The following is a 21,893-nucleotide window of genomic DNA, read 5'->3' as shown; positions in this document are numbered from 1 at the left end:
CTCCCGTCAGGCCTGGACGATCGGCTGGCGGGTGAAGAGGGCCCCGAGCGCCGGTTCGTTCACCCGGCGGTCGGCCAGCCGCAGCCCCTCCCACACGGTCACCTGGTTCGCCGTGAGCACCGGCTTGGACAGCGCCTTCTCCAGGAGGGGAAGATGCGCCGCCGTGTGCAGGGCGGTGTCCGGGAGGAGTACCGCCTCCGCGCCGGAGTCGTCCGCGGTCCGCGCCAGCGTGAGCACCTCCTCCTCCCCCCACGTGCCGACCTCCGCCGCCGTGACGATCCCCGACGAGCGGACCCCGGTGACCTCCAGGCCTCCGGCCCGCAGGAAGTCCGCGAAGAGCATGGCCACGTCCTCCGGGTAGGTCGCGCCGACCGCCACCCGCCGTACCCCGAGCTCCCGCGCCGCGTGCACGAACGCGAAGGACGTGGACGACGCGGGCATCCCGGCCGACCGGGCGAGGTCACGGATCTGCTGGTGGGCGCCCTCCCAGCCGTACACGAAGCTGCCGCTGGTACACGCCCACACCACCGCGTCCGCGCCCGCGAGCCGCAGTTCGTCCACCCCGGCCGCCAGTCGCTGCGCCGATCCCATCTCACGCAGCGCGTCCACCCGGTGCGCGTCCTCGCCGATGTCGGTGTGGACGACGTCCAGCCGGATGTCGCTGCCGAGGAGCTGCTCGATGCGCGGGTAGTCGTCCTCCGCGGAGTGTCCCGGATAGAGGATTCCGAGCGCTGTCATGTCCACCCTTCCTGCTGTTCTTCCGGCAGTACGGGCCACTCCCGGGGCGCCGAACCGTCCGGATGACGGACCAGCGTCTGATAGGGCCCAACGGCTCGGGTACCCAGCCTGCGCAGCGCCGCCCACATCGTGACCTGGTTGGCCGACAGAACGGGCACGCGCAGCTCCGCCTCCAGCTGGGGGATGACGTCGTAGGTGGGCAGGTTGGTGCAGGAGATGAACAGGGCGTCGGCGGCCCCGGGCCGTACCGCCTGCCGGGCCATGGCGACCACGTCCCGGTACGGCACCTGCCAGATGTGCCGGGTCAGCCCCATGAACGCGCAGCCGGCGACCTGGACGCCCGCCTCGGCGACGTACTCCTCCAGTACCCGCGTCACCGAGACGGTGTACGGCGTGACCAGCGCGAGCCGCCGTACGCCCAGCTCGGTCAGCGCGTCGAGCAGCGCCCCCGAGGTGGTGAGCGCGGGCACCGCGCCGGACCGGGTCATCGCCTCGCACATCGCGCGCTCCCCGGCGATCCCGCCGACGAAGCTGCCGGAGGTGCAGGCGTAGGCGATCACCTCGGGCGCGACGGCGGTCAGCGCGCGCACCGCCTCTCCGAGCGTCTCGTGCTCGCTGACCAGCCGGGCCAGGTCGAGGCTGACCTCGACCGGCACGAACGGCGTCCTGGTCAGGTGCAGGGACACGTCGTCGGGCACCCAGCGCCACAGCTCGCGGTCCAGGGCGAAGTCGAAAGGCGCCACGACTCCGACGCCGCGCTGGGGACGGGGTCCGCCCAGAAAGGAGACGTCCATGGGAAGTCACCGGCCTCACGGGAAGTAGAGGGGCAACGGTCGATGGTCACGCCCGTGTTGACGAAGGTAGGTTCGGGTGCGAGCGTGGTCAATCCGTGCATCTCAGACGCTCGATCCGCCCATGTCAGACGCTGCCGGACGCCGGGAGACCGCCCCGAATGACGCCGCCCGTCCCCACTCTGCTGGTCCTCGACGCCGACCCGCCCCCACGGCTCGGCCGGCTCACCGGCCGTGCCCGGATCGTGCACACGGACGCGGCGGGCCTGGCGGGCCGGCTGCCCACGGCCGATGCCCTGCTCGTCTGGGACTTCACCTCGCACGCCGTCCGTGAGGCCTGGCCGGGCGAGGGGCCGCGGCCGCGCTGGGTGCACACCGCCAGCGCCGGCGTCGACCATCTGATGTGCCCCGAACTGGCCGCGTCCGAGACGGTCGTGACCAACGCGCGCGGGGTCTTCGACCGGCCCATCGCCGAGTACGTGGCCGCGCTGGTCCTCGCGATCGCCAAGGACCTGCCGGCCTCCCTCGGCCTCCAGCGGGAGCGGACCTGGCGGCACCGCGAGGCCCGCCGGGTCGCCGGCACGCGCGCGTGCGTGGTCGGCTCCGGCCCGATCGGCCGGGCCGTCGTCCGCACCCTCAAGGCGCTCGACATCACCACCGCGCTGGTCGGGCGTGTCCCGCGCACCGGCATCCACGGCCCCGACGACCTGGACCGGCTGATGTCCCGCGCGGACTGGGTGATCGCCGCGGCGCCGCTGACCGAGCAGACCTTCGGCATGTTCGACGCGCACCGCTTCGGCGTAATGCAGCCCTCGGCCTCGTTCATCAACGTCGGCCGCGGCCAACTGGTCGACGAGGACGCGCTCGTGACGGCACTGACCAGGCGCTGGATCGCCGCCGCGGCCCTGGACGTCTTCACCACCGAGCCGCTTCCCGCCGACAGCCCGCTGTGGGACGTGCCCGGCCTCATCGTCTCGCCGCACATGAGCGGGGACACCGTCGGCTGGCGGGACGAACTGGGCACTCAGTTCCTGGAGTTGTACGAGCGGTGGGCGGCGGGCAGGTCTCTGGTGAACGTGGTCGACAAGAAGCGCGGTTACGTGCCCGGTCACTGACCCTCGGGAGGGTGCCCCTCATGCAGCTCACCGATCTCACCGCCTGGCAGCTCCTCGACGGCTACCGCGCGGGCGACTTCGGCCCGCAGGAGGCCACCCGGGCGGTCCTGGAGCGGGCGGCCCGGATCCAGCCGGAGGTCAACGCCTTCGTCCGCCTCACCGAGGAGGACGCCCTGGCACAGGCGGCGGAGTCGGCGCGGCGCTGGCGGCGGGGCGAGCCGAAGGGCCTGCTCGACGGCGTCCCGGTGACGGTCAAGGACATCCTGCTGATGCGCGGCCATCCGACCCTGCGCGGTTCCAGGACCGTCGCGGCGGCGGGGAGTTGGGACGAGGACGCACCCTCGGTGGCCCGGCTGCGCGAACACGGCGCGGTGTTCGTCGGCAAGACCACCACCCCCGAGTTCGGCTGGAAGGGTGTGACCGACTCCCCGCTCTGCGGCGTCACCCGCAACCCGTACGACCCCTCGCGCACCGCCGGCGGATCGAGCGGGGGCAGCGCGGCGGCGATCGCCCTGGGCGCCGGCCCCCTGTCCCTGGGCACGGACGGCGGCGGCAGCGTGCGCATCCCGGCGGCCTTCTGCGGAGTCTTCGCCCTGAAACCGACGTACGGCCGCGTGCCGCTCTACCCCGCGAGCGCCTTCGGCACGCTGTCCCACGTGGGGCCGATGACCCGGGACGCGGCCGACGCGGCCCTGCTGCTGGACGTGATCGCTGCGCCGGACGCCCGGGACTGGTCGGCGTCGGGCCCTGCCCCGGGTTCCTTCACGGCGGGGATCGACGGGGGCGTGCGCGGACTGCGGGTGGCGTTCTCACCGACGCTGGGCGGTCAGGTCGCGGTCCGTCCGGGGGTCGCGTCGGCGGTCCGCCGGGCGGTGACGGGGCTGGCCGGGCTGGGTGCGTACGTCGAGGAGACCGACCCGGACTTCAGCGACCCCGTGGAGGCGTTCCACGCCCTGTGGTTCGCGGGGGCGGCCCGGGTGACCCAGCGTCTCTCCCCCGCGCAGCGTGAGTCGCTCGATCCCGGGCTGCGGGAGATCTGCGGCCAGGGGGCCGGGCTGAGCGCGCTGGAGTACCTGGCGGCGGTGGACGTCCGGATGGACCTGGGCCGCCGGATGGGTCTCTTCCACGAACGGTACGACCTGCTGGTGACGCCGACGCTGCCGATCACGGCGTTCGAGGCGGGGGCGGAGGTGCCGAAGGACTCCGGGTTCCGGCGCTGGACGGGGTGGACGCCGTTCACGTACCCCTTCAACCTGACCCAGCAGCCGGCCGCGACCGTACCCGTGGGGGTGGACGGCGACGGGCTGCCGGTGGGGCTGCAACTGGTGGCCGCCCGGCACCGGGACGACCTGGTCCTGCGGGCGGCCCACGCGCTGTACGAGGCGGGTGTCGCGTCGGTGCCGCCGGACCACGCCGTCGCCGTCTGACGCGGCGCGCGGTCACGCCCTGCGGAAGGCCAGGGTCTCCCCCGCCGCCCCCGTCCGCCACAGGTCGTTGCAGGCCTCGGCGAGTTCCGGCAGGCCCGCCACCACCTCACCCCAGACGATCCCCGGCACCCAGCCCACATCGCCGTTGATCAGCAGGTTGTTGCGTTCGTAGAAGAGGGCCAGGTCGACGACCGTGCTGCCGGGGCGTACCTCGCGGTCGTAGCCGTAGGCCTTCGTGCCCAACTCCGCGCCGGCGAAGGAGAAGTAGCAGAGATCGCCGGGAACGGGGGTGACGGTCGGGTTCTCCAGGGGCGGCTCCGTCACCGCGAATGGCGGGAAAAGAGCGTAGATCTCGTTGCGGGCGTACTTCGCGTGGTAGACGTCGCCGGCGAGCGGCAGGGCCTCCCAGACGGCGGCACAGGTCACCGGGGCCCGGTCCTCCAGCAGCCGGGCAGTGGCACGGACCTCGCGGGTGACCAGCGAGACTTCGATGAATCGATCGGCCATGCCCTCCATGATGCATAACTCGATTGGCCCCGGGTAGCCGCGCCGCCATGGCTCCACCACTTGGGAACGAGACGGACACATCTGGGTATGAATCCAGACAAACCAGGCGCACGGTGCTCGCGGGTGCCGCCGCCATCGGCGCACTCGCCGCGGCCGGCTGCACCAGGGTCGCCACCGCGGCCGGCACCGGCGGCGGTGACCTGCTGCAACGGCTGCGCGCCCAGGGTGTCGTACGGCTCGGAATCGCCGGTGAGATCCCCTTCGGGTACATCGACAAGGACGGGCATCTCACCGGTGAGGCACCGGAACTGGCGAAGGCGATCTTCAAGCGGCTCGGGGTCGGCACGGTGCAGCCGGTGCCGACCGAGTTCGGTTCGCTGATCCCGGGGCTGAACTCGCAGCAGTTCGACGTCGTGGCCGCCGGGATGTACGTCAACCCGGAGCGCTGCGAGCAGGTGATCTTCGCCGATCCCGACTACCAGATGCTCGACTCGTTCATCGTGCGCAAGGGGAACCCCAAGGGGCTGCACGACTACAAGGACGTCGTCGCCAAGAAGGCGAAGTTCGCCACCGGGACCGGGTACGCGGAGATCCAGTACGCGGTCGAGGCGGGGTACAAGGAGAGCGACATCCTGATCGTGCCGGACCAGGTCGCCGGGCTGAACGCGGTCGAGGCCGGGCGCGTGGACGTCTTCGCCGGGACCGCGCTCACCACCCGCGAGGTGGTCAAGAAGTCCGCCAAGGCCGAGTCGACCAAGCCCTTCACGCCGCTGGTCGACGGCAAACCGCACGTGGACGGCGGCGCCTTCGCGTTCCGGTCGGCCGAGACGAAGCTGCGGGACGCCTTCAACGTGGAACTGCGCAAGCTCAAGAAGAGCGGCGAACTGTTCCGCATCCTGCGGCCGTTCGGCTTCACCGAGGCCGAGATGACCGACCTCACGGCCAAGCAGCTGTGCGGGGGAGGGAAGAACGGATGACCTCGGGACTCTGGGAGCTGGTGCTCAAGGGCGTCTGGACCACCGTTCAACTCCTCCTGCTGAGCGCGCTGCTGATGACGGCGGTGGCCTTCGTGGTGGGCGTGGCGCGGACGAACCGCCTGTGGATCGTCCGGTTCCTCGCCGGCCTGTACACCGAGGTGTTCCGTGGCACCTCGGCGCTGGTGATGATCTTCTGGGTGTTCTTCGTGCTGCCGGTCGCCTTCGGCTGGCAGCTGGTGCCGCTGTGGGCGGGCACCCTCGCGCTCGGGCTGACCTACGGCGCGTACGGCTCGGAGATCGTGCGCGGGGCGCTGAAGGCGGTCGACCCGGCGCAGCAGGAGGGCGGGATCGCGCTCAGCTTCACGCCCTGGCAGCGGCTGCGGCTGATCCTGCTGCCGCAGGCGGTGCCGGAGATGATCCCCTCCTTCTGCAACCTGCTGGTCGAACTGCTCAAGGGCACCGCGCTGGTGTCCATCACCGGCATGGGCGACCTGGCGTTCAGCGGGAACCTGGTGCGCCTGGCACTGCAGGAGAGCGCGCACATCTACACGTACCTGCTGCTGATCTACTTCGTGATCGCGTTCGTCATCACCCGGCTGATGCGCGGCCTGGAGAAGCGGCTGAAGGCCGGGATAGGCAAGGACCCGGGCAGCGAACAGAGCGCACGTGAGGTCAAGCGTGCGCGGACGACCGGGGTCGGTGGTGTCGCGTGAAGTGGGACTGGAGTGCCGTCAGCGAGTTCATGCCGCACTTCTGGGACGGCCTGCTGGTCACCCTGGAGGCGCTGGTCCTCGGCTCGCTGATCTCGTTCTCGCTGGGGCTGGTGTGGACGCTGCTGATGCGCACCCCGGCCAGGTGGGTGCGCTGGCCGGTGGGCGTGGTGACCGAGTTCGTCCGCAACACCCCCCTGCTGGTGCAGCTGTTCTTCCTGTTCTACGTGCTGCCCGAGTGGGGGGTGACGTTCTCGGCGCTGACCACCGGCGTCTTCGCGATCGGCCTCCACTACTCGACGTACACCATGCAGGTCTACCGGGCCGGTATCGAGGCCGTGCCGGCCGGCCAGTGGGAGGCGGCGACGGCGCTGAACCTGCCGGCGCGGCGGACCTGGACGGTGGTGATCCTGCCGCAGGCGCTGCGCCGGGTCGTGCCGCCGCTCGGCAACTACGTGATCTCGATGCTCAAGGACACGCCGATCCTGATGTCGATCACCGTGCTGGAGATGCTCGGGCAGGCGCGGCTCTTCTCCCAGCAGCACTTCCAGTTCACCGAGCCGGTGACGGTGATCGGCGTCGCCTTCATCGTCATCTCCTACCTCGCCTCCCTTCTCCTGCGCACCCTGGAGCGTCGCCTTGTCCGTTGAGACCAGCAAGCAGCCGAGTACCACCGATACGACGTCCACCGAGCTGATCCGCATCGAGGGGGTGACCAAGCGGTTCGGGGACAACACCGTCCTCGACGGGCTCGACCTGTCCGTGCAGGCGGGCCGCCACGTCACCCTGATCGGGCCCTCCGGCTCCGGCAAGACCACGATCCTGCGGATGCTGATGACCCTCACCAAGCCGGACGCGGGCACCATCACCGTCGACGGGCAGCGGCTCTTCCCGGCGTCGGAGAAGGAGCTGCGGGAGGTCCGCAAGCAGATCGGGATGGTCTTCCAGCAGTTCAACCTGTTCCCGAACATGACCGTGCTGCGCAACCTCACCGAGGCCCCCGTGACCGTGCTCGGCCTCTCGAAGGACGAGGCGGCGGAGCGCGCCCGGGAGCTGCTCGACCTGGTGGGCCTCGCCGACAAGGCCGACGAGCGGCCGACCCGGCTCTCCGGCGGCCAGCAGCAGCGGGTGGCGATCGCCCGGGCCCTGGCCATGCGGCCGAAGGTGCTGCTCCTCGACGAGGTGACCTCGGCGCTCGACCCGGAGCTGGTCGCGGGCGTCCTCGATCTGCTCAGGGACATCGCCCGCACCACCGACATCACCATGCTCTGCGTGACCCATGAGATGAACTTCGCCCGGGACATCTCCGACCAGGTCCTGATGTTCGACGCGGGCCGGATCATCGAGGCGGGTCCGCCGGAGCGGATCTTCAGCGAACCCGAGCAGGAGCGGACCCGGGAGTTCCTCAGCGCGGTGCTGTAAGCGTCGCACCATGAACCGTCGTAAAAGATTCCCGGCACGGTGCCGTGATTACAGGATGTGAACGCTCGATCACCCGAGGTCCGGCGCTCAGCGCATTCCGCTGACATATGCCAGCAGACCTTCGCCGCAGATGGGAGGGCCGCAATCTCGTCAACCCCCCCTCCGTTTCGGGCTGCCGGCCGTTATCGTGGAGAGGATCCGCTGTCCGGATCACGGCCCAAGCAGTGCTGCCGGAGCAGCATCGCCGAGCGAGCGCAGGGGGACTCACCGTGGCGCTGAAGCGCGAGCCGACCGCCCCGTATCACTCCGCCCAGGACGCGCTGCGCGTCCTGGAGACGGTGGCGGGGCAAGCCGTCACCGACACCGAGCTGGCCGGCCGCACCGGCCTCGACCCCGAGCGGCTGACGGCGCTGCTGCGCATGCTGCGCCGCGAGGGCTACGTGGAGCAGGTCACCGACGGCGCCTACGTCACCGGTGAGACCCTGCGCCGGCTGGGTTCCGCGCACGACCGGGAGCACGCGCTCGGCGAGCAGCTCCAGCTGACCCTGGACCGGCTGCGCGACTCGGTCGGCGCGGCGGTCTACCTCAGCCGGTACGTCGACGGCGAGGTGCGGATCGGCCCGTACGCGGCCGGGCCGGGCACCCCCGCGGTCAACGAGTGGGTGGACTTCCGCTCCTCCGCACACGCCACCGCGATCGGCAAGAGCCTGCTCACCCAGCTCGACCACAACGGCCGCCGCGACCATCTGTCCCGGCACAAGATGGCCCGCCTCACCTCGCGCACCATCACCAGCGACAAGCTGCTGCTCTCCCGGCTGGCGGCCCAGCCGCCGACCGTGCCGGTCCTGGACCTCCAGGAGTACGCGATCGGCACGGTGTGCGCGGCGGTGCCGATCACCGCCGGTTCGTCGGTGGGCTGCCTGGCCCTGTCCCTGCCGGTCGAGCACGCGCACCGGCTCCGGCAGGCCGCCGAGGCCCTCAACCGCGGCGCCGCCCCGCTGCTGATCTCCCTCGCCATCTGAGCCGGCGACTTCCCTCCGGGGCTGGTCGGAAGCACCCCCGCGGAGCAGGTAGTATTTTCCTCGTCGCCAACCGCGAGACGCAGATCGAACGGTTCGGCGGGAGTCATGCGCCGCTAGCTCAGTTGGTTAGAGCAGCTGACTCTTAATCAGCGGGTCCGGGGTTCGAGTCCCTGGCGGCGCACGATGACGAGGGCGATCCTCCTCCGCGGAAACGCGGAAGAGGATCGCCCTCTCTGTCATTGCGCGGCTGCACCGCGCGCGGTGGGGGCTCCGCCACCCACTCCCTCCTCCGGGGGGTCCCCCGGCGAGACGAGTGGCCCTTCGGCGTCCTGGGCCGTCAGTCTGCGGTAGGTCCGCTCGCCCGGCGGCCTCCACCACACGGGGTCGGCGCAGCGCACCCCCTCCCGCCGCAGCGCGGCCCGCTGGATCTTGTTGGTCGCCGTCACCGGCATCCGCTCCACCACCCGCACGAACCGGGGCGCCATCTTCGTCCCCAGGTCGGGCTGGGCCAGCAGGAACTCGGCGAAGTCCAGGGGCTCGAACCGCCCGGCGACGGTCGCCATCACCTGGTCCCCGGTCACCGGGTCCGGTACCCCGTACACGGCGACGGCGTCCGCGCCCTCGTACCGCGCCACGATGTTCTCGATCATCGCGGCGGCCAGGTTCTCCCCGTCCACCCGGATCCGGTCGTCGGTACGCCCCGCGAAGTACAGATAGCCGTCCCCGTCCCGGTAGAACAGGTCCCCGGTCCAGTACCAGCCCGCCCGCCGCCGCTCGGCGTCCGCCTCCGGGTTGCGCCAGTACCCCTCGAAGGGGTTCGGCGCCCGGTTCACCAGCTCCCCTATCGCCCGCTCCCCGTTGAGCAGCCGGCCCCCGGAGTCGAAGGCCGCGGCCGGACACTCCTCTCCCGTCTCCTGGTCGAGGACGACGAGACCGGGGGCCGCCCGCCCCACCGCCCCGGCGGGTGTCCCCGGCGACCACTGGATCGCGGCCCCGCCCTCGGACGACCCGTACCCCTCGACCAGCCGTACCCCGAACCGCTCCTCGAAGGCGGCCGCGTCCACCGCCCCGGCCTCCGTGCCGAAACCGAGCCGCAGCGGATTGTCCCGGTCGTGGTCGCGCGGCTCGGTGGCGAGGATGTACTGCACCGCACGGCCGACATAGGTGAAGTAGGTCGCCCGGTAGCGCCGTACGTCGGAGAGGAATCCCGACGCCGAGAACCGCCGCCGTAAGGCCACCCCGGCGCCCGCGGTCAACGCGGGCGCCCAGTCGGCGATCACCGCGTTGCCGTGGAACATCGGCATGCAGACGTAGTGCACGTCGCCGGGCCCGACCCCGAACTGTCCGGCGAGCGACCGTCCGGCCGCCGCGAGCCTGCCCTGCGAGCAGAGGGCGGCCTTGGGGGCACCGGTGGAGCCGGAGGTGAAGTAGAGCAGGATCCGGTCGCCGGGGGTGGCCCGCGAGGCGTCCGGGAAGGCGCCGAGGTAGGGCGCGAGCAGCGTGCCGTACGCCGGGTCGTCGGTGACGAGGAGACGGACACCGGGCAGTTCGAGCCCGTCGAGCAGCGGGAGATGGGCCCGCTCGGTCACCAGCACCGGGCACTCGGTGTGCCGGATGTCCCGCGCGAGCTCCGCGCCCCGCCGGGTCGGGTTGACGCCGGCGACGGCCGCCCCGGCGAGCGCGGCGGCCCCCAGCCAGAGCGGGAACTCCGGGGTGTTGTCCAGCAGCACGCCCACATGGGGCACGGTGCCGGCCGGCAGCAGGTCCCGCAGCAGCGCCGCACGGGCGGCGGCACCGCCGGCCACCTCGTGATGCGTCAGCACCTGCTCCTCGAACCACAGCCCGGGCCGGTGGTCACCCCACCGGGCGGCGACTGCTTCAGCGATCGTGCCCCTGCCGGAGTCCATGGAGACGCAGAATAATTGACACTCCGTCAGATATCGAGACGTTCACGGAGTCCAGTCCGCGCCCCCCGGCACCGGGTCCGGAGCCGTCCCGTCCGCCGAGAAGGCGATGTGCACCCCGATCATGAAGGCCACCGCGATCCCGATGAACACCAGGAGGAACACCACCAGGCAGCCGGTGCCCACGGCCAGCTTCCCCGGCGCGGGCGAGTGTGCCGTCGCCCTCTCCGGCATCTCCGGCAGGTAGTACACCGTCACGAAGTCGCCCTCGACGACGGTCGAGCGCACGCCCGCCTCGTCGATGCGGACGGGACGCCCCTCGGCCGTGCGGAATTCGAGCACGTGATGCAGGGTGGTGCTCACCGGCGTCTCCCCGCCGCCGCTGGTCGTCGTGTACGTCCGCAGACAGCGCGCCTCGGCCGTGCGGCCGTGCCGCCACGTCCGGCTGATCCGGCGCGACCGCTGCAGCGTCTTGACCATCCCGAAGACCCCGAGCAGGACGAAGATGCCGGGAATGACGTAGAAGAACGCTTGCAGCAGGCCCATGGCAGTCCCCCGGTTGCGAACACCGGTCCGACCGACCGGCGTGGCGGGAACGTACCCCTGTGACCTGCTGCAGGGCCTCAAGCGAAGCTCAGATCGGCCGGGTGTTACACAGTCGTCGAGCAGCGCCGGTCAGAACGTGACGTCGGAGCAGGCGTAGAACGCGTTGCCCGTGTCGGCGATCGTCCAGACCGCCAGGATCACGTGGTGACCGCTCAGCCCCGACGGCAGCGTGCCGCTGTGGCTGAGGGTGGCCGGCGGACGCTGGCCGTTGTAGGGGACGGTGAGGAACGGGGTGGTGTTGAGGTCCGAACGGGCGAGGGCGTGGTTCTGGTTCCAGCCCTGCTTGGTGACGTAGTACTTGAAGTCGGTCGTGGCGTGCATCGCGGTGAACTGCCAGCGGAAGGTGTACGACTGGCCGCCCGTCACCCTGGTCGTCGGCCAGGCCCCGCCCGCCGGGGTCTGGGGCGAGCTGAGCTGGGCGAACCTGCTCAGCCCGCCGTTGCAGAGCTGACCGTCGGCGGGACCGGCGGCCGGGAAGCCCTTGGGACCCTCGACGCTCTGCGGCTCCCACTGGATGTCGCCGCAGTTGGCCACGGTGCCGTTGGCGCAGAGCTTCTGCCTGCTGATGGGGAGGTCGGTGTAGCCGTGTCCGCTGGCACCGCCGGTGGAGAGCGCGAAGGCTCCGGCGGTCGCCGCGCCGAGCACCACGGCCGAGATCTTGGTCCGTTTACGCATGCTGCCGCTCCTGGAGAACGTGGGGGAGGTCCTGTGAGGCGTGCAGGTCTAGACCAAGTCCCAGATTATTGCCATCAGTTGACCGTGTCCATATCAAAGACGTATCCCTGTCCGTCAGGGTCCGGAGTCGGAGCGTCCCGAGCAGAACGCCACCGTCAGGTCCCGCACCAGCACCTTGCGCTCGTAGTCGTCGAGTTCGACCAGGCCGCGCATGGTCAGCCGGGTCACCGTGTCCTCGACCGAGTCCACGACGGAGGCGAGCATCCCGGCCCGCTGCTGGGCGTCGAGCGCGGCGATCCGGCGCCGGTGCATGGCCGCGGCGACCTCCGGGGCGTACTCCACCCGTACCGGCTGCACGGAGAACACCTCCAGGCCGATCCCGGCCGCGTCCCGCGCCACCAGCCGGGTCAGCGCGTCGGCTGCCATCTCCACCGAACCCCGCGTCCTGCCCGGCACCTCCACCGGCACCCGGGCCAGCGCCGCCTCCACGCACTCGCGCAGGTAGGTCTCGTGGTCGTCGAGGCCGAGCACCGCCCGCGCCGTGTCCCGCACCCGCCACACCACCAGGACGACGACCCGCAGCGCGACCCCGCTGCCGTCCGCCGCCGGCATCTCCTCACTGCGCCAGTGCCGCAGCCGGACGTCGACGCGGCGGCGCAGCAGCAGCGGGTTGACCCAGAGCAGGCCGGTGCGCCGCACCGTCCCCCGGTAGCGGCCGAACAGGCCCAGCACCCAGGCCCCTCCGGTCCTGCCGCGGGCCAGCCCGGCGAAGCCGAACATCCCGAGCGCGCCGGCTCCGGCGTACGCGGCCCACTGCGCCGGGCCGAGTCCGGCGCCCGCGTACGCCGGAAGGTGCAGTGCGTGCGCCGCGAGCGGGGGCAGCACTCCGGCCCACCAGGAGGTGGCGAGCCCGCCGGCCGTTCCCGCCAGCCCGGCGGCCACCCCGGCCGCGCCGGGCAGCACCCCGGCGGGACGCTCGACCAGTCCGGGGTCCACGGCGGCGACCGGCCGCGGCTTGGCCGGTGCCGGGCGGCGCAGCCGGGGCTGTTCGCCGGTCCCCTGCCGGCGGCCCACCACGGCGGGCCGCAGCGGCACCGACACCGGGTCCGGGTCGTCGCGGAACAGCAGGTGGACAGGGATCTCGGTGGTGGCCTCGTTCTGGATCAGCCGGGGGACGGGCCGGGCGAGCGGCCCGCTGTCCAGGGGGTCGTCCGATTCAGGGGTGTGTGCGGTCGTGGTACTCATGCCTGCCTCCAGCCTCCGCGCCAGATGCGTCACGTGATCTTCGGATCGTTACAGGAACAGGCGGCGCCAGGTCTCCGGCCCCGGATAGCCGTCGGCCGCGCCGCCGCGCCAGCCCTGGGTGCGCTGGAACGCCTCCACGGCCCTGCGGTCCGCCTCGCCCCAGGCGGGTCCCGGGCCATCGGTGTAGAACCGGCCGAAGCCCTTCTTCACCAGCCGCCTGCCGAGCCGGGTGACGTGGTCGTTGGTGGCGCCCGGCCGGAAGTAGTTCTTGCCGGGGTAGCCCGGGACCCCGTGCGAGGCGGGGGTGGTCGTGCCGGTGATGGCGGGCTTGATGTTCTTGCCCTTGCCGGTGGCGAGGAGTTCCCAGGTGCGCGGTCCGGGCAGACCGTCAGCGTCGGCGCCGGTCCAGCCCTGGGCGGCCTGGAAGGCCCGGGTGGCCTGCTGGTCCGCGGCTCCCCACAGCGGACCCGGGCCCTTGGTGTAGTGGGCGCCGGCCCCGCGGGCGATCAGCAGCCGGCCGAGCAGGGTGACGTACTTGTTGTCGGCGCCGGGACCGAAGTAGGCCGCGCCCGGGTAGGGCACCGCCGTCTTGCCGGCCTCGGCGCCGGCCGTGCCCGGGTCCGTGGTCAGGCCCTTGTAGCGGTAGGGCACGTACTTGGCGGAGTTGCTCCAGTAGGCGTAGGGCGTGGACTGGCGGCGGGCGTTCGGAGGCGTCTGCTCGTACGCCGTGTAGGCGGTGTGCGTGTAGTCCGTCCAGCCGCCGAAGATCACGACGTGGGAGCCCTTCTCGGGGTTGTCCGGGTTGTGGAAGAGCAGGATGTCGCCGGGCTGCAGCTCCCCCTTGGTGATCTTCGTGCCGAACTGGTCGAGGCTGCCCGTCCACTCGTTCCCGGTCAGCCCCCAGGCCATCGAGACATAGCCGGAGCAGTCCTGCCGGTATCCGTCCGTCCAGTAGAGGGACATGCTGTACGGCACCTTGGCGGTGACCCAGATCTTGGCCCGGTTGATGATCTGCGTGCGGGTGGTGGGGGGTGTGGTGAGGGGGCCGCTGACGGGCTTGCCGCCGGGACCGTGCAGGGGGGACTTGGCACCCTGCGGGGTGTCGGGCTCACCGTCCGCGGGGGTGGCGGACCGGTGAGGGGCGGGCGGGGTGCTGTGGGCGGCGGCCGTCGGGGTGCTCGCGGCGAGGGCGGCGGACGCGGCGGCGGCCACGACCAGGACGCTCCGGGCGGCCGGGTGCCCGCCGAAACGCCCGGGCAGCGGGTGCGGGCCGACCCGACGCCAGTGGGCGCATCCGGTGCATTCGCAGTCGCTGGCGGGGTCGAATTCCTCGAATACCGGGGCCGGCATGCGATTCCCCTCACACTTAGGGTTGATACGTCCGGGACTGTGCACATTAATCACTTTCCCAACTGACGCCCCGGTGCGCATGCTGACGGTCCGAATGATGTACGGCAGGGGGCGGACGGGGGTCCCCCCGGTGGCCGCAGGTCGGGAGCACCGCCCCCCGTCAGGTAGAGTTCTCGCTGTCAGCAGGCGCCGCTAGCTCAGTTGGTTAGAGCAGCTGACTCTTAATCAGCGGGTCCGGGGTTCGAGTCCCTGGCGGCGCACAGACACCCAGAAGGCCCTCCGCAGCAGCGGGGGGCCTTCTCGCGTACATCCCGTCGGTCCTACGCGGCCACTTCGACACCAAGTGCATCGCCATGTCGACCAGCGACACGCTTGATCCACTATGTCAACTACCGACACGGTCGATCCACGCAATCGCCACAGATTGCACAATGAGTGCCTATGATCAGTAAACACCGTGTTTCGCTCTTGCGATCATGCTTGGCCCCGTAGAAACCTGGATGTCCAAAGTGCCGATGATTCGCGGCACTTGGGGGGTAGATAACCGGTTGCCAGATCTGCGGGGTTGAGGGGCCCCTGTCATGAATCGGTGCCGAGGGGGGCACCATGCAACCGGACGGTCACGGTCCGTGTCCATTCCGGTGGACGGCCGTGCCCCGCCATGGACGCGCCCGGCCCGGACCCAGGGGGATCCGACCGGGCGGTGAGACCGACAGACACGCGCCGATCCGCGCGTGTGGGGGGATGACTCATGACGTCGACGCCGACAGGCGCCCGGCAGGAACAGGAACACGACCCACCACGGACGTACGACCCGTCACAGCTGCGCGTACCCGCGCAACGCGGCACCACCGGCGCCCTGCTCCGGATCAAGAGGACACTGCCGAGATACGACTACGAGCACTACAGCAGGCTCGCCGGCCCCCTCACCCAGCCCGATCCCAGCACCCCGTACCGGGTGCAGTACCGCTCACTGCTCGCCCAGGAACCGCACCGGCTGCGCGCCGCCCTGATGCTGGGCGCGGCCCCGCTGCTCTCGCTGGTGCTGCTGACCTGGCTGCTGCAGCCCGGACACTGGACCCACCGCGACTACCCGGCCTACGACTTCCTGCCCGCCCTCGACATCGTGATGCTGGTGTCGATCGGCCTGATCGAGTTCTTCCGCTGCATGAACGTGCTGTCCAACGCGCACGCCACCCTGGTGGCACGCGACCCGGTCCCGGTGGTCCCGGAGACCGGCACCCGGGTCGCGTTCATCACCACGTTCGTGCCCGGCAAGGAGCCGCTGGACATGGTCACCCGGACCCTGGAGGCGGCGGTCCGGCTGCGCCACCGGGGGCTGGTGCACGTCTGGCTGCTCGACGAGGGCGACGATCCGGAGGTGAAGCAGGTCTGCGCGCGCCTCGGCGTGCACCACTTCACCCGCAAGGGCGTCGAGAAGTGGAACCGCCCCGAGGGCCCGCACCGGGCGAGGACCAAGCACGGCAACTACAACGCCTGGCTGGAGGCGCACGGCGACGGGTACGACTTCTTCGCCTCCGTCGACACCGACCACGTCCCACTGCCCAACTACCTGGAGCGGATGCTCGGTTACTTCCGCGACCCGGACGTCGGCTTCGTCATCGGCCCGCAGGTGTACGGCAACTACGACACGTTCGTCACCAAGGCCGCCGAGTCCCAGCAGTTCCTCTTCCACGCGCTGATCCAGCGCGCCGGCAACCGCTACGGCGCGCCGATGTTCGTCGGCACCTCCAACGCCGTACGGATCAGCACGCTCCGGCAGATCGGCGGCCTGTACGACTCGATCACCGAGGACATGGCCACCGGCTTCGAGATCCACCGCACCAGGAACCCGGCGACGGGCCGGAAGTGGCGCTCGGTGTACACCCCGGACGTGCTCGCGGTCGGCGAGGGCCCGAACGCCTGGACCGACTTCTTCACCCAGCAGCTGCGCTGGTCCCGCGGGACCTACGAGACGATCCTCAAGCAGTACTGGAGGGGCCTGTTCACGCTGTCGCCGGGCAAGCTCTTCAACTACACGATGATGATCATCTTCTACCCGATGTCCGCCCTGAACTGGATCCTCGCGGCCCTGAGCTGCGCGCTGTTCCTGGGCCTGGGCGCCTCGGGCGTGAACATCGACCCCACCGTGTGGCTGATGCTCTACGGCAACGCCTCCGCACTCCAGATCGGCCTGTACGTCTGGAACCGGCGGCACAACGTCTCCCCGCACGAGCCGGAGGGCTCCGGCGGGGTGGCCGGCATGGTGATGTCGGCGCTGTCCGCGCCGGTCTACGCCCGCTCGCTGCTGGACACCGTGTTCCGCCGCAGGAGCAGGTTCGTGGTCACGCCCAAGGGCGAGTCGGCCAGCCCGGACACGCTGTTCGGCACGTTCCGGATCCACTGGTTCTTCATCCTGGTCTTCGGCGGCTCGCTCGCCGCCGGCTTCGCCGGCGGCCACGCGCACCCGGCGATGGTCACCTGGGCGACGCTGGCACTGCTCATCACGGCGGCTCCGATCTTCGCCTGGCAGTACACGCTGCGCAAGGAGAACAGGGCACCCGCGGCCGCCCGGCCAAAGGACGCGGCACCGCCCGGGTATGTCCGCACGGCGCACCCCCCGCAGCAACGGCCCACCTGGACACCGGCGACCACCGGCGGCAGCCAGGAGGAGACCGTGCGGATCGCGCTCGGCGGACCGGGAGGGCACAGGGAATGACCGACCGCACCGGCGGCCGCCGGGCTCGTCGTCTCGCGATCGGCACGGCGGTGGTGCTCGTCCTGGCCGGGATGAACGGGCCGTGGGTGTACCGCTTCGGGACCGAGAAATACCACGAGTACAAGATCGACAGACCGGAGTACAAGGCCGCGAACGGTCACTGGGACATCATCGAGTTCCCGAAGGAGTACCGCCAGGACACCATCCACGCGGTGCTCCTGCACACCGGGAAGGTGCTGCTGGTCGCGGGCTCGGGCAACAACCAGGACAACTTCGACGCGAAGACCTACGACAGCCGGATCTGGGACCCGGTCAAGGGCACCGTCAAGAAGGTGCCCACCCCGGCCGACCTGTTCTGCACCGGCCACACCCAGCTCGCCAACGGCGACATCCTGATCGCCGGCGGCACCAAGCAGTACGAGAAGCTCAAGGGCGACGTCAAGAAGGCGGGCGGCGTCATGATCCTCTACAACGAGAACCCCGACAAGCCGATGACCCTGCCCAAGGGCACCCGGTTCACCGGCAGGCGGAACGGCAGGACGTTCCTCTCCGCCGACGCGGCGCTGATCCCGCGCGCGACCAAGGTCTTCGACAGGAAGACCGGCAGGTTCCTCCGGAACAACCCCGGTTACGCGCGGGTCGTCGTCGAGGCGCCGAAGGAGGGCTCCCGGTACCGGACCGGCACCCAGGACAACTACCGCATCGAAGGGCTGACCGGCGCCGACGCCCGCAACACCTACGGCATCGCCAACAAACTCGGCATGGACAAGCGGGACTTCGAAGGCATCAAGAACGCCTACGAGTTCGATCCGGTCGCCGAGAAGTACATCAAGGTCGACCCGATGAACGAGGCCCGCTGGTATCCGACGCTCACGACGCTGTCGGACGGCAAGGTCCTCAGCGTCTCCGGGCTCGACGACATCGGGCAGCTGGTGCCGGGCAAGAACGAGGTCTTCGACCCGGCGACGAAGACCTGGACGTACACCCGGCACAAACGCCAGTTCCCGACCTACCCGGCGCTGTTCCTGCTGCAGAACGGCAAGCTCTTCTACTCGGGCTCCAACGCCGGGTACGGACCGGACGACGTCGGGCGTGACCCCGGGATCTGGGACGTGGACACCAACCGGTTCACGAAACTCGCCGGGCTCAGCGATCCGGACCGGCTGGAGACCTCCGGGACCGTGCTGCTGCCTCCGGCCCAGGACGAGAAGTACCTGGTCGTCGGGGGCGGTGGGGTCGGTGAGTCCGCGTTGTCCACGAACCGGACGCGGCTGATCGACCTGAAGGACACCGACCCGAGGTTCGTGGACGGACCCACCCTGGAGAAGGGCACGCGGTATCCGCAGATCTCGGTCCTGCCGGACGACTCCGTACTGGTGTCGGGGGGTTCCGAGGACTACCGGGGGCGCGGTGACTCCGACATCCGGCAGGCGCGGATCTACGACACCTCGGCCAACTCCTTCCGGAGGGTGGCCGACCCCCTCGTGGGCCGCGACTACCACTCGGGGTCGATCCTGCTGCCGGACGGGCGGGTCATGTTCTTCGGGTCCAACCCGCTCTTCGCGGACAAGGCGAACACCAGGCCCGGGGTCTTCGAACAGCGGATCGAGATCTACACGCCGCCCTACCTGTACCGGGACTCACGGCCGACGCTCAGCGGCGGGCCGCAGACCATCGCGCGGGGCGGGTCGGGGACGTTCACCTCGCGGCACGCGTCGACGATCAGGAAGGTGCGGTTGATCCGGCCGAGCGCGACCACCCACGTCACGGACGTGGACCAGCGCTCGGTCGCCCTGGACTTCAGGACGTCGGGTCACCGGATCACGGTGACCGTGCCGGAGAACCGGAACCTGGTTCCCTCGGGGTGGTACATGATTTTCGTGGACGACGATCAGGGGACGCCGAGTGTCGCGCAGTGGGTGAAGGTGCCTTAGCGCTCGCGCAGGTTCGGCTTTCGGGTGCGGGAGCGCTGTGGCTGGTCGCGCAGTTCCCCGCGCCCCTAAGTATCCGACCCCTGGGCCAGTTTCAAAGCGTAGGCGGCCCACCACTGACCCGCCTGCGGGCCCCCCTTGCACGTCCCGTCCGACTCCCCCGGGCGCTTGACCCACAGGTAGGCGTCCGCCAACGGGTCGGCCGTCCTCGTGGTGGGCGTCTCCCCCAGGGCGCGGCCCGGTGGGTTGCACCAGCGCTCCTCCGGGTCGCCGCCCGTGTAGGGGCCGTTGCCGTTTCGGCTGGTGTCGATGACGAAGTGTTTGCCGCCCACCTTCGCCGAGAGCTGCTTGCCGTAGGTGATGGAGGCCTCGGTGGAGTAGAAGTTGGAGACGTTGACCGCGAAGCCGTCCGCCTCGGTGATGCCCGCCTGCCGCAAGGGCCGGTAGATCTGGTCGGGGTGGCCCCAGCCGGCGTTCCCGGCGTCCAGGTAGACCTTCGTGTTCCTCAGGGTCTTGAGCTTGGTCACCGCGCCGCGCAGCAGGTCGTAGCGTTCCTCGGCGAACCGCGCCTGGGTGCAGCCGTCGACGAGGTGCAGTACGGCGTCCGGTTCGAGGACGACGGTCGTGGAGCGGTCCTGGATGCCCCGGGCGACCCCGTCGATCCACGCCCGGTACGCGTCGCCGTCGGCCGCACCGCCCTGGCTGTACTGGCCGCAGTCGCGGTGCGGGATGTTGTAGAGGACCAGCAGGGCCGTGCGGCCGGACTTCTGGGCGGCCTCGGTGAAGCCGCGTGCCTCCTGCTCCGGATTCTCCGGGCCGATCCACTCACCGGTCGGCTGTTCCGCTATCTTGCGGATCTGCCCGGCGTCGGTGTCCTTGCCCACCTTCGCGTAGGCCTTCACCTGACGGGCCGCGCTGGAGTCGGGGTTCACCCAGAACGGGTCCGCCCCCTCGGGCTGCTGGGTGATCGCCACACCCGGATCCGCGGTGGCCGGCCGGTCGTCGCCACCATGGCCCGAGGAGCAGCCGGCGAGCAGCAGTGCCGCTCCCAGTGCCCACGTCCAGACCGGCGGCCGGGCCCCCCTGCTGTCGCACATCCAATTCCCCCCTGGGTGCACTTGGCCAAGGCCCAATCGTGACATACCCACCGCACTCGTCACGAGATCGCCCGGTCCTGTCGGTGAGCTGTTACAGCCCGGGCCGAGGGCGAGGAGGAGGCCGGGCGAACGCGAACCCAGGCCCGGATGCCGGTTCCCCTCCAGAGTCACTTGCGGGCGGCCCGGCCCCCGCCGTGTCCTCCCAGCCTCCCGCGCCCGCCACCGGGGTACTCCCGCAGCCCGGGCGCGCGCGGTCGAGGACCGGCCCGGCCGGCGGTGTCAGGGGAGCGGACCGTCGACCGGGCCAGGTGTGCCAGGTGTGCCAGGTGCGGGTTCCCGCGGTCTACGCGGTGGTTCCGGTCAGGTACGCGGAGACGACCACGTTCGCCGTGTAGCTGTGGCTGGTGCGGTCGAAGGTGCCGCCGCAGGTGATCAGCCGGAGTTCGGCGCGGCCCGACTCGCGGGCGCCGTAGGCCTGTTGGGCGTCGAAGTGGTCGCGGGGCAGGACCCGTACGTCGTCGATGGTGAACTGGGCCACCGTGCCGTCGGAGCGGACCACGCGGATCGTCTCGCCGGGACGCAGGGCGCTGATCTTGTAGAAGACCGCGGGCCGGGTCTCGGTGTCGACGTGCCCGACCAGGAGTGCGGTGCCGGCGGCGCCCGGTTCGGTCCCGGAGCCGTACCAGCCGACCACGCCGGGCTGGTCGAAGGGCGGCGGGTCGACGGCGCCCGTGCCGTCGAGGCCGCGGGCGACCACGGGGGCCTGCACGCCCAGGTCCGGAATGTCTATGCGCTCGGGTGCGGCCGAGCCCAACGGTTCGGCGGCGGGCGGGAGTCCGGCCCCGACGGGGCGGCCGACCGCGGCCACGTCTCCCGTGGTGGGGCCGGATATGCCGTCGGGCACCTCGGTCACCCCGCGGCCCCACAGCCAGAGCCCGAGCAGCAGGACCGCCCAGGCCACGCCGGTCAGCAGCCGCCCGGTGCCGGCGGGTCGTTCGGTGTCGTCGTCGGACATGGTCGTGCTGTCTCCTCAGCGTGAGCCGCGGCTCCGCCGGGCGCCGAGCAGCCCGACGGCGGCCGCGGCGAACCCGGCGAGAACGAGACCGGTGACCGCCTGCGCGGTGCCGGGACCTGTCGAGCGGGGCTCGACCGAGGCGAACGGGGCGGTGCCGCCGCCGCCCGCGTGCACGGGCGCGACCGGCGTGGCGGGCAGGACGCCGGATCCGTCCGGCTGTCCGGCCTGCGACTGCGCGAGGGCCGACTGCCCCACGACGGTGACCGTGCCGCCGACCACGGCGCCGCCGCAGCTGACCTTCACGTCGTAGGTGCCGGCGCCGCTCGCGGAGCGGATCTGGCCCTCGCCGGTCAGGGTGCCGTCGTAGCCGCCGAGGCGGGCGTCCGTGACGAAGGCCGCGGAGGAGGCGGCACCGGTCGTACCGGTGCAGCCGCTCACCCGCAGCGCCACGACCGAGCCCGGGGCCGGGGAGGCCGGGGTCACGGTGACGCCCCGGCCGTCCGCCGCTCGGGCGGCCGCCGGGGAGAGGCCGGCTGCGCAGGTCAGGATTCCGGTACAGACAGTGAGGCGAAGTGAGCCCATCGTGAACCTCCAGATATCTGGAGACTCCCCCGCACCCGGCGCACCCGCATCCCCGGGGGG

The 21,893-nt window shown here is 71.2% G+C and carries 20 protein-coding genes and 2 tRNA genes; 11 read left to right on the top strand and 11 right to left on the bottom strand.

The window, feature by feature from the left end:
- Positions 1-6: 6 nt before the first annotated feature.
- A complete protein-coding gene (locus tag ACZ4O3_RS28455; RefSeq protein ID WP_362718528.1) occupies positions 7-738 on the bottom strand; it encodes a maleate cis-trans isomerase family protein in 732 nt (243 codons plus the stop codon).
- Positions 735-1,532, bottom strand: a complete 798-nt coding sequence (locus tag ACZ4O3_RS28450; RefSeq protein ID WP_362718531.1) for a maleate cis-trans isomerase family protein — start codon at positions 1,530-1,532, stop codon at positions 735-737. The genes ACZ4O3_RS28455 and ACZ4O3_RS28450 overlap by 4 nt, the downstream gene beginning before the upstream one ends.
- A 158-nt stretch (positions 1,533-1,690) precedes the next feature.
- Here ACZ4O3_RS28450 and ACZ4O3_RS28445 point away from each other — a divergent pair, with 158 nt between their 5' ends.
- A complete protein-coding gene (locus ACZ4O3_RS28445) occupies positions 1,691-2,644 on the top strand; it encodes a D-2-hydroxyacid dehydrogenase (protein ID WP_384988665.1) in 954 nt (317 codons plus the stop codon).
- Between the two features lie 20 nt (positions 2,645-2,664).
- Positions 2,665-4,071: an amidase gene (locus tag ACZ4O3_RS28440; RefSeq protein ID WP_467724909.1), complete on the top strand. Its 1,407-nt coding sequence runs from the start codon at positions 2,665-2,667 to the stop codon at positions 4,069-4,071.
- Positions 4,072-4,083: 12 nt separating this feature from the next.
- Here the strand turns inward: ACZ4O3_RS28440 and ACZ4O3_RS28435 are convergent, their stop codons facing one another.
- The gene (locus tag ACZ4O3_RS28435) at positions 4,084-4,578 is read right to left on the bottom strand and encodes a DUF3830 family protein (protein WP_467724908.1); all 495 of its coding nucleotides are present in this window, start codon (positions 4,576-4,578) and stop codon (positions 4,084-4,086) included.
- A gap of 47 nt (positions 4,579-4,625) precedes the next feature.
- On the opposite strand from ACZ4O3_RS28435, the gene ehuB reads away from it, so the two are divergent.
- The 6 genes from ehuB to ACZ4O3_RS28405 all read left to right on the top strand — a co-directional run bounded on the left by ehuB (position 4,626) and on the right by ACZ4O3_RS28405 (position 8,890).
- Positions 4,626-5,555: an ectoine/hydroxyectoine ABC transporter substrate-binding protein EhuB gene (gene ehuB / locus ACZ4O3_RS28430; RefSeq protein WP_467724906.1), complete on the top strand. Its 930-nt coding sequence runs from the start codon at positions 4,626-4,628 to the stop codon at positions 5,553-5,555.
- Complete coding sequence (gene ehuC / locus ACZ4O3_RS28425; protein ID WP_467724904.1) at positions 5,552-6,268, top strand: ectoine/hydroxyectoine ABC transporter permease subunit EhuC; 717 nt, start codon at positions 5,552-5,554, stop codon at positions 6,266-6,268. Before ehuB ends, ehuC begins: the two co-directional genes overlap by 4 nt.
- A complete protein-coding gene (gene ehuD / locus ACZ4O3_RS28420; protein ID WP_362716099.1) occupies positions 6,265-6,915 on the top strand; it encodes an ectoine/hydroxyectoine ABC transporter permease subunit EhuD in 651 nt (216 codons plus the stop codon). Before ehuC ends, ehuD begins: the two co-directional genes overlap by 4 nt.
- Positions 6,905-7,687: an ectoine/hydroxyectoine ABC transporter ATP-binding protein EhuA gene (ehuA, locus tag ACZ4O3_RS28415; RefSeq protein WP_362716096.1), complete on the top strand. Its 783-nt coding sequence runs from the start codon at positions 6,905-6,907 to the stop codon at positions 7,685-7,687. Before ehuD ends, ehuA begins: the two co-directional genes overlap by 11 nt.
- Positions 7,688-7,956: 269 nt before the next feature.
- Positions 7,957-8,709 carry an IclR family transcriptional regulator gene (locus ACZ4O3_RS28410; protein ID WP_467724902.1) on the top strand — a complete coding sequence of 251 codons (753 nt, stop codon included), beginning with the start codon at positions 7,957-7,959 and terminating at the stop codon, positions 8,707-8,709.
- A gap of 107 nt (positions 8,710-8,816) precedes the next feature.
- Positions 8,817-8,890, top strand: a tRNA-Lys gene (locus ACZ4O3_RS28405).
- Between the two features lie 55 nt (positions 8,891-8,945).
- Here ACZ4O3_RS28405 and ACZ4O3_RS28400 read toward each other — a convergent pair.
- From ACZ4O3_RS28400 to ACZ4O3_RS28380, 5 genes are all read right to left on the bottom strand, one after another.
- Positions 8,946-10,616: a long-chain-fatty-acid--CoA ligase gene (locus tag ACZ4O3_RS28400; RefSeq protein WP_467724901.1), complete on the bottom strand. Its 1,671-nt coding sequence runs from the start codon at positions 10,614-10,616 to the stop codon at positions 8,946-8,948.
- Between the two features lie 42 nt (positions 10,617-10,658).
- On the bottom strand, positions 10,659-11,159 hold the full coding sequence (locus ACZ4O3_RS28395; protein ID WP_362718942.1) for a DUF3592 domain-containing protein: 501 nt from the start codon (positions 11,157-11,159) through the stop codon (positions 10,659-10,661).
- Positions 11,160-11,288: 129 nt separating this feature from the next.
- Complete coding sequence (locus ACZ4O3_RS28390; RefSeq protein ID WP_384988674.1) at positions 11,289-11,894, bottom strand: lytic polysaccharide monooxygenase auxiliary activity family 9 protein; 606 nt, start codon at positions 11,892-11,894, stop codon at positions 11,289-11,291.
- Between the two features lie 114 nt (positions 11,895-12,008).
- A complete protein-coding gene (locus ACZ4O3_RS28385; protein ID WP_467724899.1) occupies positions 12,009-13,139 on the bottom strand; it encodes an SPFH domain-containing protein in 1,131 nt (376 codons plus the stop codon).
- Between the two features lie 48 nt (positions 13,140-13,187).
- Positions 13,188-14,489: a peptidoglycan-binding protein gene (locus ACZ4O3_RS28380; RefSeq protein ID WP_467724897.1), complete on the bottom strand. Its 1,302-nt coding sequence runs from the start codon at positions 14,487-14,489 to the stop codon at positions 13,188-13,190.
- 186 nt (positions 14,490-14,675) lie between these two features.
- Here ACZ4O3_RS28380 and ACZ4O3_RS28375 point away from each other — a divergent pair.
- The 3 genes from ACZ4O3_RS28375 (at position 14,676) to glxA (ending at position 19,142) form a co-directional block, all read left to right on the top strand.
- A tRNA-Lys gene (locus ACZ4O3_RS28375) sits at positions 14,676-14,749 on the top strand.
- Positions 14,750-15,240: 491 nt separating this feature from the next.
- Positions 15,241-17,208, top strand: a complete 1,968-nt coding sequence (locus tag ACZ4O3_RS28370) for a glycosyltransferase family 2 protein (protein ID WP_467724896.1) — start codon at positions 15,241-15,243, stop codon at positions 17,206-17,208.
- Entirely contained in the window at positions 17,205-19,142 is a 1,938-nt protein-coding gene (glxA, locus tag ACZ4O3_RS28365) for a radical copper oxidase GlxA (protein ID WP_362724304.1), read from the top strand. The genes ACZ4O3_RS28370 and glxA overlap by 4 nt, the downstream gene beginning before the upstream one ends.
- Before the next feature lie 65 nt (positions 19,143-19,207).
- Here the strand turns inward: glxA and ACZ4O3_RS28360 are convergent, their stop codons facing one another.
- The 3 genes from ACZ4O3_RS28360 to ACZ4O3_RS28350 form a co-directional block, all read right to left on the bottom strand.
- Positions 19,208-20,236, bottom strand: coding sequence for a glycoside hydrolase family 6 protein (locus ACZ4O3_RS28360; RefSeq protein ID WP_467724894.1), 1,029 nt, complete (start codon positions 20,234-20,236; stop codon positions 19,208-19,210).
- A gap of 343 nt (positions 20,237-20,579) precedes the next feature.
- Positions 20,580-21,251, bottom strand: a complete 672-nt coding sequence (locus ACZ4O3_RS28355) for a class F sortase (protein WP_467724893.1) — start codon at positions 21,249-21,251, stop codon at positions 20,580-20,582.
- A gap of 15 nt (positions 21,252-21,266) precedes the next feature.
- On the bottom strand, positions 21,267-21,833 hold the full coding sequence (locus ACZ4O3_RS28350; protein WP_467724891.1) for a hypothetical protein: 567 nt from the start codon (positions 21,831-21,833) through the stop codon (positions 21,267-21,269).
- Positions 21,834-21,893: the final 60 nt, after the last annotated feature.

Source organism: Streptomyces sp. NPDC026515 (assembly GCF_055567595.1).
This window is presented reverse-complemented; position numbering and strand designations above follow the sequence as displayed.